Origin of the sequence: Flavobacterium sp. LHD-85, assembly GCF_030929595.1 — a bacterium.
GTDB lineage: Bacteria > Bacteroidota > Bacteroidia > Flavobacteriales > Flavobacteriaceae > Flavobacterium.
On sequence record NZ_JAVFVR010000001.1, the window covers coordinates 543,642 to 559,582 of the forward strand.

Sequence of the window (15,941 nt, forward strand, 5' to 3'; positions counted from 1 at the left end):
TTAAATCGGTTAAACTAAAATTTAGTCTCTCGAAATTTCTAGAATTTCAAATTTCAGAACTCCGTTTGGCACTGTGATTTCAGCTACTTCTCCAACAGATTTACCTAATAAACCTTTCCCGATAGGAGAAGTTACAGAGATTTTTCCTGTTTTTAAATCAGCTTCGCTTTCTGCAACAAGGGTATATTTCATCTCCATTCCGTTACTTTGGTTTTTGATTTTTACATTTGATAAAACCAAAACCTTAGAAACATCCAATTGCGATTCGTCAATTAATCTTGCATTTGCATACACTTCTTCAAGTTTAGCAATTCTCATTTCTAATAAACCTTGCGCTTCTTTTGCTGCATCATATTCTGCATTTTCAGACAAATCACCTTTATCTCTTGCATCTGCAATATCTTGAGATGCCTTTGGACGCATTACACTCTTTAAATGCTCCAATTCATCTTTTAATTTTTTTAATCCTTCAGCTGTATAATAAGATACTTTACTCATAACTTCATCGTTTATATAAATACAAAAAATCCCATCGCGACGGGATTTTCTTACCACAAATATACTATAATTTTTAATAGTACATAATTATATGTTAATCATATAGATTTCAAATCTAAATAAATTATTTTTGTTTTAACTAATTCTTATTCAAATAATGAAAAAAATCTGGTTCTTTATCGCATTTACCGCAGTTTTATTCGCTTGCAGTGACAATAATAGAAGTAATAATAATCCTTACATTCCTAATTATTCTGTAAACGCATATCTTGACACTAATCTGCCAACATACAATAAATTAATATATCCTAGTAATCCAGTCTACGTTGCCAATTATGGAGCAAAAGGAATTATTGTAATGAAAACCGGAGAAGGAACTTATACTGCTTTTGATGCGGCTTGTCCAAACCAAGCATTAACTTCTTGTACTGCTATGACGATAGACGGAATTTATGCGGTTTGTTCTTGCGACAAAACTCAATATAATTTATTTACTGGGCTTGGCGGAAAAGAATATCCGATGAAACAATATCGCGTCGAATCTTCTGGAACTGTTATTCACGTATACAACTAAGAACAAAAAAGCCTGAAAGTAAATTTCAGGCTTTTTTGTGTCTTCGCTTAATTAGAATTTCAAACTCAAACCAATTAAGAAATTTGTTCCAGCCTGCGGATAATAGTACGGATATACATCCCACATATAACCGTTTGAAACATATTTTTTATCGAAAATATTATTCACCAAAGCTGTAATCGTGATCGATTGAAAAATCGTTTTTGGCTTTATTTCGTAAGACGCATTAAAATCGTTTACGAAGTAATCTGCCAGTTTAGCTGCCGGAAGTTCAATATTATTCATGTATTGTTCTCCTACATATTTTTGCAATAATGAAAGATACAATCTCTCTATAGGCTTATACACAATCACGTTTCCTGCAATTACTTCTGGAGAATACGCAATTTTAGTTGTTCCATAATATTCGCCATCAACTGCTAAATCAACATTTTTGTTGCTGCTTAAAGTAAAGTTTGGTCTTAAAGTGAATTTATCAGAAAGCGCAATTGTCGCATCAAATTCAAAACCTAAACGGTAACTTTTCTCAGTATTCGCACGAATTGGATTTCCAACATCGTCTAATCTTCCCGTTAAAATCAATTGATCTTTGTACCCCATGTAATATACATTAGAATTCAATTGAAATTTCTCTGAATTGAATCTCCATCCTAATTCAAAATCATTCAGTTTTTCTGGTTTTACATTTCCGCCTTCGTAATCTGTTCTATTTGGTTCACGATTTGCTCGTGCGTAAGAAAAATACAAAGTGTTTTTTTCGTTGAAAGCATAATTCAAACCAGCTTTTGGATTAAAGAAGTTGAAATTATCATCTACTAGACCCGTTTCTGCACTATTGGCTTTATACTTCACATTTCTGTATTGTAAATCTCCGTAAAAACTTAATTTTTCTGTGAATTGATAATTTGCTTTCGCGAAAATATTACCATCGGTTTTAGACGAATAATCATCGTAGTAATGAGATCCTAATGCTGATTGATCAGAATATTGCGCCCAAATTACTTTTCCGAAATGATCGCCTTCATATTTATTCCAGCCTCCGCCTAAAATAACATTTAATTTCTCTGTTAGATATTTAGCAGAAAAAGTAGTTCCGTAGAAATCGTTATCCAACCATTTTTGACGGATTAAATCGGTTACTGGAACTAAATTCCCATTGTCATCTTCAACTGTTTTTGTTGGCTGAATTGGTCCATAACCTGCAACAGGTTCATCTTCTTTATAATTTTCGTAGTACCCTTTTCCTTTTGTATAATGAAATGCTAGGTTTGTACTCCATTTATCAGAAATCGATTCACTCCAGTGCAATTGATAATGATCTTGATTGTAGTTATCAGTTTCGTTATCATAGAAATGCACATTTCCTGCATCGTCTGTGTACATTCCAGCAGAATTGAAAGTGCGGTCTGTATTAAGAGTTTCTGCATCGATTCCGTTCCAAGATTGATATGTTTTTTGAGTTCCTCCAAAAACCAACGCTTTAATCAAAGTCGTTTTACCAACATAAGTTCCCTGCAAGAAATATGATTTTAAATCGGCGCTTCCGCGGTCAATATATCCGTGTGTTTTTATTGTAGACAAACGTCCCGCAATTTCAAAATGATCATTTAATAAACCAGTACTAAATTTCACTGTATTTTTAAATGTATTGAAAGATCCGGCCGAACTTGAAATTTCACCTGTCGCTTTTCTTGCATAACTATCCGTCAACATATTTAAACTTGCCCCAAAAGCACCAGCTCCATTTGTCGATGTTCCAACTCCACGCTGCAATTGAAGGCTTTCTACAGAAGAAGCAAAATCGGGCATATTTACCCAAAACGTTCCCTGACTTTCTGCATCATTGTACGGAATTCCGTTTATGGTCACGTTTACACGTGTTGCGTCGCTTCCACGAACTCGAATTCCTGTATAACCAACACCATTTCCTGCATCTGAAGTTGTTACGACCGAAGGAAGATAATTCATCAAAACGGGAATGTCCTGACCTAGATTTCTATACTTAATTTCCTTTTTATCCATATTACTGAAACTCACCGGAGTCTTAGAAGTAACACGAACTGCCGAAACCAATACATCATCAAGCTGATTCACTTTTGTAGAATCTTGCTGCTGCGCAAAAGAGAATAGAGAATAGAAGAAAGAGAAAAGAGAAAAGAAAATAGATTTTAGGCTCAACTTTGAACCTTTGTGCCTTTGTACCTTTGTACCTTTAGAAGTACCTTGAAAAATAGTTTTCATTCGTAAAGAATTACGAATAAAAGGGGGAATTATTCTTTGTTAAATTAATAAATGTGTTTCCCGACAAAATAAAGTGTGCACGCTTGATAGTGTCGTTTTTCCCTTAGCAACATTACTCGCTCAGGTTCTTTGGGTATGATCTCAGCTCGTTATTTAGAGCACCCCTTTGAGACAGTGCAAATGTAATGTTAAAAAGTTAAATTCCAATATTGAAAATTCCAAATTCCAAAAATTCAACTAGATTGAAATTAAAATTCCAAATTCCAACATTAACCTTAGTTGTTGGAATTTGGAATTTATAAATTGTTTTTTTTACTCGATGTTCGGTTTCCTTCTTGATTGTTTCAAGTCAGAAATATTCTTTTTGTCTTTGATTCTTTTCTTAATTACCGCTTTCGGGACTTTTGTTGCTTTCCTAACTTTAGGAACATAAAGTCCTTTTTTGATAATTTCCAGAAATCGTTTGGTTACAATTTCTTTATTTTTAAGCTGACTTCTGTCTTCATCGCAATTTAAAATCAGAATATTTTCAGAAGTTAATCTGGCTGAAATGTTCTCTTGCAATAGCAATTTTTCTTCTTCAGTCAAAGCTTGCGAAGCGTTCAAATCAAAATTCAGAACTACTTTAGACGAAACTTTATTTACGTTTTGTCCGCCAGAACCACTGCTGCGAACAGCCTTAAAGTTTAACTCTGATATGATTTTCTCTGAATCCATATTATTGTGGCTGATGCGCCGCTTTCAATAAATCGTTTACCGTTTTTACAGGATTAAAAGTAATCAAAGGAACCGCAACAAAAATAGTTAGCCAATTTGCCATTGATCCGTTCCATAAACCTGGTAATTCATAATTTTTGACAGGCTTGCCATCAACACTTTTTTCCACAATAAAACCAGCTTTTTGATCTACAAACTCTAACAAATCAAACCTTTCGTTTTTGTAATTTTTAATTCCGCAAACTAAATCTACTGGATTAAAATGTGTTGCCTCTGCCAAGATTTTTTCTTGCTTTTTATCCTGAAGATCAATTTGAGATGTTTCTACAATTTGCAACGATTTTATCCCCTTTTTATTCGTAACCCAAAAAGGCCCTCCACCTGGCTCACCTTCATTCTTAACCATTCCGCAAACTCGAATCGGCCTGTTTAAAAGCTCTTTAAGTTTACTTATTTTATTTTCAAAAGTAAATTTATTGAAATCTGTTGTCATCTCAACATTAAAGTCCTTCTCCAAAAAATGGAGCATATCTTCAACATCGTTTTCTTTAATTTTTCCTTGGTCAATTAGCTTTATATTTTCAAAAACTTTCTGCTGCATTTCGATCAAAATACCTGCTAGAGCTTTTTTATACAATGTAATTTGATCAATATGATTTTGAATTACATTATCTATGTTTTTAATAAAAATTATATCTGCATCGAGATTATTAAGATTCTTAATTAAAGCTCCATGTCCTCCTGGTCTAAAAATCAGATAACCATCTTTATCTTTTACCAACTTATCTTTTGCGTCAATTGTAATCGAATCTGTACTCTTGCTTTGATAAGAATATCCGATATCTATGTTAATACCTGACAGTTTTTCGATTTTGTCTTTAATTTCATCAACTGCTAGCTCAAATAAATGCTGATGTATTTCTGAAACTGTAAAATGCAAATTAGACACATTCTTTGATGATGCATAATGTACACATTCATTCAAATGTTCTTCAATCGGATTAGCAATATGCGTATCATATTGATGAAACGGCAAAACAGCTTTGGGTTTATTTGCAGAATTAAAATAGTCTGGAGACAAAAGCAATTTTATAAAATAGTAATTTTTATAATCTCTTTCTAAAGTCTCAAAATCAGGATAAATTTCTCTTAATTTTTTATCTACTGTTTCAAAAAAAGGAAACTTCTCCATACCAACGATAAAAATGGCAAGTTCTTTATCGTTTTTTCTGTTTATGTATGCATTTATTGTTTCTTTTTTAATGTCAAAATCATTCAAAAATGCTATTAAGAATTTATACATCCTTGTTGCAGCACCAGAAGCAGGAACAAATTTTTTAATTTTAAATTTATCTTTCTGCTCATCAAAAAACAAGGCTTTCTGCTGAAATTCGTTATCAGATAAATTTAAAATACCATCATTTATAGTAGCTGGTCTTATGAGATTACTTTTAGCGATTCCCTTTTTAAAACTTTTTAATTGTTTTAAAATAGTTTCAAAAGAAATTCCTCTATTATAGATCTGCACAAAATCGTTAGACGAAAAATCATGCTCTTTAGCAGTAGTAAGTTCATCAATAATTGCTGTTGCTTTTGCTAAACGTGTTTCTTTGTCTCCTGATAACGTTATAAAGGGCTTTTTTGTATCGATCAATGTCTGTTTAAAAACAGAAAATACCGTTTCTCTTCCTTCAGGAGTATCACGAATATCGTCTTTCTCCCAAGGAACATCAATATCTGTAAGGAAAAATAAATCGTATTCATGTTTTAGCGCCGCTTCGTTTAAAAGCGGATCACAAAAACCATAATACATTTCAGAAAATACTTTGGTTACCATTAAGTTGGTGTCACAAAACAAGTATTTATTTGCATTGACCAGTTTTTCGTTCTCTAATGCCGTCTGACCATACGCAATTGGCATCATATCATCGGCTACGCAAATATGCTTATTCTCCTCCCATTTTTCTTGCAGATAGTCACGTGCAAATTCAGGAACCCATTCGGTTTCGTAGTAATCTGCAAGCTGTTTTGCTAAGGTAGTTTTCCCTGTACTTTCAGGGCCAAACAAAGCAATTTTTATGATTGTTGTTTTTTGCTGTCTAAGATCTTTCTCCATTCTAAATAAGCTGAAATAGCCAAAATTGTAAAAATTATATACTGAAGTGACAGCATCCCTAAACCGCGATAAGCGTAGAGAGGCACAACAATAATATCACCAATAATCCAAAGTGTCCAGTTTTCTATTTTTTTTCTGGCCATATACCACATTCCTGCGAAAAATATTCCAGACGAAATCATATCGACATAATTATCCCTATGAATTTCATAATCAAAATATTTATAAATCCCGAAAACTACAAAAACAGTCACAATAAACAGTAAGATTCCGATTATTTTTTCATTAAAATTTGTACGGGTAATTGGCAGATTATCTTCTGCTGTTCCTCCTTTTGCCCAAACATACCAACCATAAATACTCATTACAGAAAAATAAGCGTTAATAATCATGTCTCCTATATAACCTGCCACATAAAGCAGATATACTGATATTGCTGTCGCAATTAATCCTGTAGGGTACACCCAGATATTTTCTTTTTTAGCAAACCAAACACTTAAAATTCCGCAGACAAATACTAGGAACTCCAAAACAATGTGCCATAAGGGTGCATTTTTATAACTTTCTAAAAAAAAATCTATCATGAAAATGTGGTATTTGGCATTTATAACTCAAAAAAACGACTGTTGTTTTCAAACGCAGTCCCGATAACAACCAAATCTGCGCCAGCTTTATATGCTTTTTGAATTCCCTGCAAATCTACAATTCCTCCGCCAACAATAACAGGAATTTGAACATTTTGAGAAATTAGCTTAATCATTTCTGTTGGAACAGACTCTTTAGCGCCACTTCCTGCTTCTAAATAAATGAGTTGATTTCCTAACATTTCTCCTGCTTGAGCTGTAGCTAGAACCAATTCAAGGTTTTCGCGGCTTAGAGGTTTCGTTTTACTTACACGCGCAACGGCTGTCTCATTACCGCTTTCAATTAAAATATAGCCTGTAGAAATGACTTCTAGATTTGTTTTTTTCAGAATTGGAGCAGCCTGAACCTGATATTCAATCAAATAATCAGGATTTCGGCCAGACAATAAAGACAGAAACAAGATACCATCTGCTTTTGGTGAAATCTGAGAAGGATCTCCTGGAAACAAAATAACTGGCAGAATTGTCTTTTGTTTTAATGTCGTAATTAATTCTTCTAAAATATTGTTCTGAACAATACTTCCTCCCACAAAAATGTGAGTTGCAGGCGACTCGTTAATTTTATCAATTAAATGATTCAAATTTTCCAGCACAATTTTATCAGGATCCAAAAGTACAGCCAGCAATTTTTGACTGTTGCTTTTAGCTTCTAAAATCTGTTGTCTAATAGTGAGTATTTGTTCTTGCATATGGGGTGTAAAAGTAAAAGATTTTTAATGCAGAAGAACTATTTTGAATGAATTATATTTGTTCTGCACCTTTTGATAACGTAAATAATACATTATGATTACAGTTGAATTACTAGAAAAGTACAGTGTTTTAAAAAAATCCTTTGATAAAAATGATATCATTTTTGAAGAAGGAAATCTACCACTGCACTATTATCAGATTATTTCTGGCGAAGTAAAAATGAGTAATTATAATGATGACGGACGCGAATTTATTCAAGGCATATTTTATCATGGCCAATCTTTTGGTGAACCTCCATTATTCTTAAATCAAAAATATCCAGCAAATGCAATTGCTGTAGAACATACTGAGATTTTTATTCTTCCAAAACAAAACTTTATGAAGCTTTTAGAAGAAAATCCAAAAGTCAGTATTAAAGTAATTGAGAATCTCGCACAACGATTGTATTATAAATCGGTTATGGCGGCAGAAATTTCGACACACGAACCAGAACATCGTGTATTGAAACTAATAGATCACGGCATTGCCTATTTCAATTTTCAGAAAGATAATAACGGATATCTTATTAATTTTACCAGACAGCAAATTGGAGACTTGACAGGTTTACGTGTTGAAACCGTTATTAGAGCAATAAAAGCATTGGAGAAAAAAGGCGAATTGAAAATTATTAATCGAAAAGTATACAGATAAAAAAATTCCCGTTTTATGATTAAAGTCATAAAATGCAGTACGATTGTGGGTGTAATTTTGTTGGTATAAAAAACTGAATACCATGACACTATATCAAACAACATTCGACATTTTCAATAGAAACTATATGGGCTCTGCTGCAATGGCAGTTATTGGACAAAGCTGTTTAGGAGGCGCTGCAGCTATGTATGTTTTAGCCAACGGAACTTCCATTCCGCAAATGATACAGCTAGGAATTATTGTTTTAGCTTGTGTTTTTGCAAATACATCTATCTTAGCACAAATGAAACACAAAGTAGTTTTCAACCTTATTATGCTAAGTACGTTTTTAAGTTTGTTCTTTATACTTTTGAATAGTTTAATTCTATGAGAAAACAAATAGAAAATAGAGCTGATGTCTCTTTTTTAGTGCATCAATTTTATGCTAAAATAAGAGCCGATCGAGAAATCGGCTTTTATTTTAATGAAATGATTTCTGATTGGGATGCGCATCTCGAAAAACTGACTGATTTTTGGGAGACCAACCTTTTTGGTGTTCGCAAATACAAAGGAAATCCACATGCTGTTCACAATGAAGTTGACGCTCATTTTGATGAAAAAATCACTCCTAATGAATTCGGAATTTGGCTGAATCACTGGTTTCAAACCATTGATGAACATTTTGAGGGTGAAAATGCTGAAACTTTGAAAAGACGCGCTCGTAAAATGAGTACTTTTCTATACATGAGCATGTTTCAGCACAGACAAAAAGAAAGCGAGATTTAAAATTCTTTTATTTAAAGGCTTAAGATTTACTTTGGGGAGTTTCTTGCGAAGGTTCCTCGTTCCTCGGAATGACAAAATTGAAAATAAATCTTCCAATTTGGAATTTGGAATTTGGAATTTTTATATTAAAACTTTATTTCTCAAAAGCATAAACTAAAGTAAAAGTTCCTTCAAAATTATCTGATTTGATTTCCTGATAATGCACATTAAAATCTTTAATCAGGTTATCAAAATGAAGACTTGCCTGCGTTTGTTTTTCTTTTAAAGAGAAGTCGTTTACATTAATATGATCTTTAAAACTAATTCCTTTTTCATTTCTAATTTTAAAGATTGCCTCTTTGGCTCCCCAGATAACGGTAAGTTTTTTTATGTATTCTTCTACAAATTCTGGTTTTAAATAACTGCATTCAAAATCAGTGAATTTATCAGCGATTCTTTGGATTTTCTCTCGTTGCAATTCCATATCAATTCCAACCGTTTCGTGACTTACAATTATTGCTGCAAAATGGTAGGAATGCGTTATTGAAATGTAATTATGGCAATCGAAATACGGTTTTCCAAATTCATCATAATGCAAATCTTTATCCGTAAATCCCATTTCCTGAATTAGCATTCGCACACTTAAAAAAGCACGCTGATGCATCTGAGATTTCATTCCTTCCAGTCTTCGCTGTGTTTTTTCTTTCAAGGTAACACGACTGTACAATTCATCAAATGATTCGGTTATTTCCCAAATTAAGATTTTAGTAGTTTCGTTGAATTGTATAGTCTGAAATAAAGGCATTTCTTTTTAATTATGAATTGTAAATGGTTAATTATAAATTATTGGTGGTAAATTTTAAAGCATATAAGCCATTAAAGAAAATATAGCTGTTGGCTTAAAGAATGCATTAGTAAATATAAGCAATTCGCAACAAAGGTAATAGTTTCAGAATCTTTTTTAAAAGAACTTACATCACTTATATGGTTAAAAACAATTTTCAGAGTAACATTCTAGAGATTAAGAAATTAAAGATTTCACAAATCTGACAGAAATTAGTAAAAATAAAAAGGTATTCCGTAAATTTGCAAAAATTTTACAATTATACAAATATAATATAAATGAGTACTACAACTACGCCTTATGTGGCTTATAAAGTAAAAGACATTTCTCTAGCGGCTTGGGGAAGAAAAGAAATTGAACTAGCTGAAGCTGAAATGCCAGGTTTAATGGCACTTCGCGCTGAATACAAAGACGAACAACCATTAAAAGGTGCTCGTATCGCTGGATGTTTACACATGACGATTCAAACTGCTGTTTTGATCGAAACTTTAATTGCTCTTGGTGCAGAAGTTACTTGGTCTTCTTGTAACATTTTCTCTACTCAGGATCAGGCTGCTGCTGCTATTGCTGCTGCTGGAATTTCTGTGTACGCTTGGAAAGGTTTAAATGAAGAAGAATTTGACTGGTGTATTGAGCAGACTTTATTCTTTGGTGAAGACAGAAAACCATTAAACATGATTTTGGATGATGGTGGAGATTTAACAAACATGGTTATTGACCGTTACCCAGAATTAGTTCCTGGAATTAAAGGTCTTTCTGAAGAAACTACAACTGGTGTTCACAGACTTTACGAAAGAGTAAAAGCTGGAACTTTACCAATGCCTGCTATCAACATTAACGACTCTGTTACTAAATCTAAATTTGATAACAAATACGGATGTAAAGAATCTGCTGTAGATGCTATTCGTCGTGCAACTGACTTAATGTTGGCTGGAAAAAGAGTAATTGTTTGCGGATATGGTGACGTTGGAAAAGGAACTGCAGCTTCTTTTAGAGGTGCTGGTTCTATCGTAACAGTTACTGAGATCGATCCAATTTGTGCTTTACAAGCTGCAATGGACGGTTATGAAGTTAAAAAATTAGATACTGTAATTGCTAATGCTGATATCATCATTACAACTACAGGAAATAAAGATATCGTGGTTGGAAGTCATTTCGAGAAAATGAAAGACAAAACTGTTGTTTGTAACATCGGACACTTTGATAACGAAATCGACATGGCTTGGTTAAACAAAAACCACGGTGCTTCTAAAATAGAAATCAAACCTCAGGTTGACAAATATACTATCGCTGGAAAAGATATCATCATTTTGGCTGAAGGTCGTTTAGTAAACCTAGGTTGTGCTACAGGTCACCCAAGTTTTGTAATGAGTAACTCATTTACAAACCAGACTTTGGCTCAAATCGAATTATGGAAAAACAGCGCAGCTTACAAAAATGAAGTTTATATGTTACCAAAACATTTAGATGAAAAAGTTGCTGCTTTACACTTAGCTAAATTAGGCGTTGAATTGGAAACTTTACGTGAAGATCAAGCTGCTTACATTGGTGTTGAAGTTCAAGGTCCATTTAAACCAGAGTACTACAGATACTAATTAATTTTAGATTGTAGATTTTAGATTTCCTTAAAATCATATATCAAACCCGACAGGTTTTAAAAACTTGTCGGGTTTTCTATTTTTATGTTTTAGGCAAAACATTTCTATCAAAAAATTGCACGTTTATAAATATCTGCTTACTTTTAATAATCAGAATAAGAATCTATTTCTCAAATACTTAAACAGTAAAATCTTGAAAAAAACATCTTATTTATTCGTTTTCTTATTTTTACTTAGCCTCCCACAAATTATTTTTTCTCAGGAAAAAAAACCTAAAGTCGTATTAGTCCTAAGTGGCGGGGGAGCAAAAGGAATTGCACATATCCCGCTTTTGCAAAAACTCGATTCTTTGCACATTGTTCCAGATCTTATTGTTGGAAACAGTATGGGAAGCATTATTGGAGGTTTATATGCTATGGGCTATTCTGGAGATAGTATCGAAACAATGACCAAAAATATTAATTGGGATAAACTCCTTGGCGGAGGTCAATCGTTGCGAGCAGTAAGCGCTGAAGAAAAAAGGGAATTTCAAAGATATCTTGTCGGAATAGGCATTAAAGATGGTAAACTTAACAGTATTGGCTCTCTCTTAAATGATCAAAATCTAAGAGAATACCTTTCTGAATTAACCTTCCCCGTGTATAATGTTAAAGATTTTGACAGCCTTCCGATACCTTTCAGAGCTATGGCAACAGATCTTGCTGAAGGAAAAGAAGTCATTCTAAGCAAAGGAAGCTTGGCTTATGCTATGAGAGCCAGCATGTCTTTGCCTGCTATTTTCAAGCCAATGCCTTATGGAAAATCAGTATTGGTAGATGGTGGAGTGTTAAATAATTTCCCTACTGATGTTGCCAAACAAATGGGAGCCGATATTATTATCGGTAGTGATGTGGGTGGCGGAATGGAACCTGTAGACAAACTGAATAATATTATGACCGTATTAATGCAAACCAGTATGTTTCCGAGTAATATTAAAAATCCCGCAAATCGTGACTTATGTAACATATTGGTCGATCATCTTCCTAACCTACGTTTCTCTACAGCCGATTTCGCCGATAGCAACGAAATCTATAAAGACGGAAAAATAGCAACCAATCAAAATCTTCCTGCACTAATTGCTTTATCCGAAAAGCTAAAAGCTTTTCCACAACGGACTCACAAATTGCCCGATATGCCAAAAGAATTTGTTCTTGACACTATTGTCTACAAAAAAATAAGTCCAGAAAACTTGCCTTTAGTAATTGGAAGAGCAAATCTTAAAACACATATAAAATATACCACAAAAGATTTAATTGCAGGGCTTAATAGAGCTATGGGCACCAATCTTTTTGAAGAGATAACATATAGTTATTTCATAAAAGATGAAGACAAACTCGGAATTACCTTATTTGGATTTGAACGTGCAAAAAATCAATTGAATACCTCAATCCATTACGATACTTATAGAGGCGTTGGAATTATTTTTAATTACACCGGAAGAAACGTCTTGGCAGATGCCTCACGTCTCTTAATAACTGCCGATATTGCAGAACAGCCGAAAGCCAGAATCAATTATCAGAAAAATTTTGGAGGACACAGAGAATGGTGGTGGATGACTGAAGCCTATGGAGCTTTTTTAAGACAAGAAATCTACCTCAATGGCAAAGCTTCAGATAATATACTTTATAATACTTTTGAATTCAACAATGAAATAAACAGAAACTTAAACTCTCTCAAGAGCTATTTTGGTTTTGGTCTAAACTATCATTACACCCATTTAAAACCAAAATACGATCGAGAATACAATCCGAATTCCATTTCAATAAACGATTACAATTTTAATAACATAGAATTCAACATGCACTATTCCTATAATGATATGGATAAAGTGTATTTTGCTACCAACGGAACAATTATAAAATCAAATCTAGCACGATCATTCCTTGCTGATATTAACGCAACTTTCTCAGACCCAGATTTAACAAGTATTTCTGGCGCAACAAATAATTACACTAAATTTGGTTTTACTTTTGAAAAGAGGTTAAGAATAAAAAAGAAAATCACAGGAATTATTGGGTTTGATTCTTATTTTATTTTTCAAGACAAACTTAAAGAAGATCAAATTTCATTTTCAGAATTCGGCTATGCTTCAAAATATTTCTTTGGCGGAATAATTCCAAGCTCCGGAAGTAACCGTTTTCAATTGCCTGGCCTGCACGAAGACGAACTCAATGTTACGCAATATATGGGGCTTAAACTTGGATCTCAAGTAAATCTTATTGGAAAAATTTATCTCACGCCACATTTTAATATTGCAACTGTAGGCTTTGATACTTTTAACAATTATATAGACCATGCATTCAGTCCAAAAGGTAATTGGGATGATAATATTGATCCAAGCTTAGTAATATCAGGAGGCGCGGCAATTTCTTATGAATCTATTTTAGGACCTATTCATTTTGATACTTCATGGATAAACAACATCGACAAAGTGCGATTCTTTTTTAGTGTTGGCTTATCCCTTAATCCTTAAAAAAATGTTTCAAGTTTCAGTTTTCAGTTTTAGCTTATAGTTTTAGCTTATAGTTTTAAACAATCCAAAACCTGAAACTTGAAACAAAAAATAATCTGGGCGTGCCACCATCGCGATAAGAGGGCAAAATACTTTATGCTTATTCGCCCTCTTATCGCAATGCTGTCGGGCTATCCGCTCCGCTGCGGCGGACTACTCCTATCCCTCACGCTCACGTAGATCAAGAACCGATTAATTTAACAAGACCTTTACAGCTTTTATTAGTTTATAAATTTAAATTTGAACTCAAAGCTTTTTAAAATTCAGAAAATGATCGAAAAAATTTCCTGTGACATTCACGGTTCAAAAGAAATGTCTTTTACTTGCATACATATCGCAACGGCAATAGATTCAAAAAATCAAGTTGGCTTTTACTATTCCGAAGCCGAAGAAGATCTTCCACAAATTGCTTGGTGCGGTTCCTGCGAACAATATCTTTTGGATAATGGTGAAGAATGGACAGAGACTTTTCAAAATCTTGCCGATTTCAAAATGCTATGCTCCGATTGTTTTGAAGAATCAAAAAACAACGAACCAGAAGTTCATCTTAGATAAATTCATTTCGCATGAAAAAGATTATTGCTTTTTTTATATTCGCCCTTTTTACTTGTTCAATATTCGCCCAAAGCAAAGACATTTGGACTGCATTTCCCAACAAAGACACCACCTTAATCGGATTTAAAGACAAAAATGGAGTAATCAAAATAGAACCAAAATTTACTGGTTTTACCATTGCGCGTAAGTTCGAAAATATAATTGCTGTTACTGAAGAAGAAAATGGTAAATGGAACAGCTATTATTTAACCAAACAAGAAAAAATTGTAGGGCGAGACAGCTTATATGTATTTGATAATGGCCCAGACTGCGAAAACGAAGGTTTTATAAGATTTACAGATCGTAAAACTGATAAAATGGGTGTATTTAATACGGAAGGAAAAATTGCAATTCCAGCAGAATACAGCGCCTTAACCAAAGTAAGAAACGGGGTGATTACAGTTTTGAAAGACGCCAAAAAACAACAAGATGGAGAACACTTTTTCTGGACTGGTGGAAAAGAGTATTTAATCGACATCAACAACAAAGTCCTGATTGAAGATTTCTCCTATAATGATGATTTGAATTTTTATTCTTTAGAAAAGTCAAAAGAGTCTAGTAAAAACCCAACTAGAGACAGTTTTCTTGGAGTTGACGGACAATACTATTCTTTTATAAATTTCGATAAAGAGTTTAAACATTGGCTAGAAAACACATTGCTAAAAGATTTATCTAAAGCCAATTTAGAGAAACATTCTTTCGATAAAATCACCTATTGGAAAGAACCAGACGGCTGGATCAATGCCCCAAAAACAAAATTTATCAATCAAAATTATATTTACTTAAAACTAAAGCTTCAGGAACTTAAAAATCCAAAAACAGATTATTTTATTTCTTCTGACGGATTGAATCAGTTTATTTTTGAATTGGACGAATACGACGTTTATTTCAACAATTGCAACGAATCTAAAGATTGGATGTACCCAACAATGGATATTGTTATCAATCCAAAAAACAAAATCGATCGCGGGCAAGATCATTTTGAATTTTTAAGAACAGAAAACGGATACAAACTAATAAGTGTTTCTTCTAGAACAGATAATCTTAAATAATTTTCAGCTTTAAAGTTTACCTTTGTAAAAAAGTGAACTATGAAGAATTTTCTATTTTTATTTCTCGCTATAATCTTCGAAATCATTGCTACTTCAGCATTAAAAAAGTCCGAAGAATTCACCAAATTGCTTCCAAGTATTATTACCATAATTGGCTATTGCGGTGCATTTTATTGTCTAAGTTTTGCCATTAGAACCATTCCAGTTGGTTTTGCTTACGCTATTTGGTCGGGAGTCGGCATCGTTTTAATTACGATTATTGGCGCTATTTTCTTCAAAGAAATTCCAGATCTACCAGCCATTATTGGTCTTGCATTAATTGTAATTGGTGTAATTGTAATTAATGTTTTTTCTAAGACTGTAGCGCATTAAATCAAAAAACATTATT

General features: G+C 33.2%; 16 protein-coding genes. 9 read left to right on the plus strand and 7 right to left on the minus strand.

The genetic code is table 11. The features are described 5' to 3' along the window. Window positions 1-21: 21 nt before the first annotated feature. Window positions 22-498 carry a transcription elongation factor GreA gene (greA, locus tag RB618_RS02395; protein WP_026728641.1) on the minus strand — a complete coding sequence of 159 codons (477 nt, stop codon included), beginning with the start codon at window positions 496-498 and terminating at the stop codon, window positions 22-24. A gap of 157 nt (window positions 499-655) precedes the next feature. Between greA and RB618_RS02400 the strand changes: the two genes are divergently transcribed. Next, the gene (locus RB618_RS02400; protein ID WP_308067313.1) at window positions 656-1,072 is read left to right on the plus strand and encodes a hypothetical protein; all 417 of its coding nucleotides are present in this window, start codon (window positions 656-658) and stop codon (window positions 1,070-1,072) included. 51 nt (window positions 1,073-1,123) lie between these two features. On the opposite strand, the gene RB618_RS02405 is transcribed toward RB618_RS02400, so the two are convergent. The 5 genes from RB618_RS02405 to RB618_RS02425 form a co-directional block, all read right to left on the minus strand. Beyond that, window positions 1,124-3,313, minus strand: a complete 2,190-nt coding sequence (locus RB618_RS02405) for a TonB-dependent receptor domain-containing protein (protein ID WP_308067314.1) — start codon at window positions 3,311-3,313, stop codon at window positions 1,124-1,126. A 312-nt stretch (window positions 3,314-3,625) separates the two neighbouring features. Then, on the minus strand, window positions 3,626-4,030 hold the full coding sequence (gene arfB / locus RB618_RS02410; RefSeq protein WP_308067315.1) for an alternative ribosome rescue aminoacyl-tRNA hydrolase ArfB: 405 nt from the start codon (window positions 4,028-4,030) through the stop codon (window positions 3,626-3,628). Between the two features lies 1 nt (window position 4,031). Next, on the minus strand, window positions 4,032-6,146 hold the full coding sequence (locus RB618_RS02415) for a DUF4301 family protein (protein ID WP_308067316.1): 2,115 nt from the start codon (window positions 6,144-6,146) through the stop codon (window positions 4,032-4,034). Then, window positions 6,107-6,730, minus strand: a complete 624-nt coding sequence (gene pnuC / locus RB618_RS02420; RefSeq protein ID WP_308067317.1) for a nicotinamide riboside transporter PnuC — start codon at window positions 6,728-6,730, stop codon at window positions 6,107-6,109. Before pnuC ends, RB618_RS02415 begins: the two co-directional genes overlap by 40 nt. Before the next feature lie 20 nt (window positions 6,731-6,750). Continuing rightward, a complete protein-coding gene (locus RB618_RS02425; protein WP_308067318.1) occupies window positions 6,751-7,479 on the minus strand; it encodes a geranylgeranylglyceryl/heptaprenylglyceryl phosphate synthase in 729 nt (242 codons plus the stop codon). A 94-nt stretch (window positions 7,480-7,573) separates the two neighbouring features. On the opposite strand from RB618_RS02425, the gene RB618_RS02430 reads away from it, so the two are divergent. The 3 genes from RB618_RS02430 to RB618_RS02440 all read left to right on the plus strand — a co-directional run bounded on the left by RB618_RS02430 (window position 7,574) and on the right by RB618_RS02440 (window position 8,935). After that, window positions 7,574-8,170 carry a Crp/Fnr family transcriptional regulator gene (locus RB618_RS02430; protein ID WP_308067319.1) on the plus strand — a complete coding sequence of 199 codons (597 nt, stop codon included), beginning with the start codon at window positions 7,574-7,576 and terminating at the stop codon, window positions 8,168-8,170. 82 nt (window positions 8,171-8,252) lie between these two features. Continuing rightward, entirely contained in the window at window positions 8,253-8,540 is a 288-nt protein-coding gene (locus RB618_RS02435) for a hypothetical protein (protein ID WP_111379304.1), read from the plus strand. Next, entirely contained in the window at window positions 8,537-8,935 is a 399-nt protein-coding gene (locus tag RB618_RS02440) for a group III truncated hemoglobin (protein ID WP_308067320.1), read from the plus strand. The genes RB618_RS02435 and RB618_RS02440 overlap by 4 nt, the downstream gene beginning before the upstream one ends. A gap of 133 nt (window positions 8,936-9,068) precedes the next feature. On the opposite strand, the gene RB618_RS02445 is transcribed toward RB618_RS02440, so the two are convergent. Then, window positions 9,069-9,719 carry a 4'-phosphopantetheinyl transferase superfamily protein gene (locus RB618_RS02445; protein ID WP_308067321.1) on the minus strand — a complete coding sequence of 217 codons (651 nt, stop codon included), beginning with the start codon at window positions 9,717-9,719 and terminating at the stop codon, window positions 9,069-9,071. A 317-nt stretch (window positions 9,720-10,036) separates the two neighbouring features. Between RB618_RS02445 and ahcY the strand changes: the two genes are divergently transcribed. From ahcY to RB618_RS02470, 5 genes are all read left to right on the plus strand, one after another. Further along, entirely contained in the window at window positions 10,037-11,353 is a 1,317-nt protein-coding gene (ahcY, locus tag RB618_RS02450; RefSeq protein WP_111426181.1) for an adenosylhomocysteinase, read from the plus strand. A 196-nt stretch (window positions 11,354-11,549) separates the two neighbouring features. After that, window positions 11,550-13,868, plus strand: coding sequence for a patatin-like phospholipase family protein (locus tag RB618_RS02455; RefSeq protein WP_308067322.1), 2,319 nt, complete (start codon window positions 11,550-11,552; stop codon window positions 13,866-13,868). Between the two features lie 309 nt (window positions 13,869-14,177). Further along, window positions 14,178-14,462, plus strand: coding sequence for a hypothetical protein (locus tag RB618_RS02460; protein ID WP_308067323.1), 285 nt, complete (start codon window positions 14,178-14,180; stop codon window positions 14,460-14,462). 11 nt (window positions 14,463-14,473) lie between these two features. Then, the gene (locus tag RB618_RS02465) at window positions 14,474-15,553 is read left to right on the plus strand and encodes a WG repeat-containing protein (protein WP_308067324.1); all 1,080 of its coding nucleotides are present in this window, start codon (window positions 14,474-14,476) and stop codon (window positions 15,551-15,553) included. Window positions 15,554-15,592: 39 nt separating this feature from the next. Further along, window positions 15,593-15,925: a multidrug efflux SMR transporter gene (locus RB618_RS02470; RefSeq protein ID WP_111288101.1), complete on the plus strand. Its 333-nt coding sequence runs from the start codon at window positions 15,593-15,595 to the stop codon at window positions 15,923-15,925. Window positions 15,926-15,941: the final 16 nt, after the last annotated feature.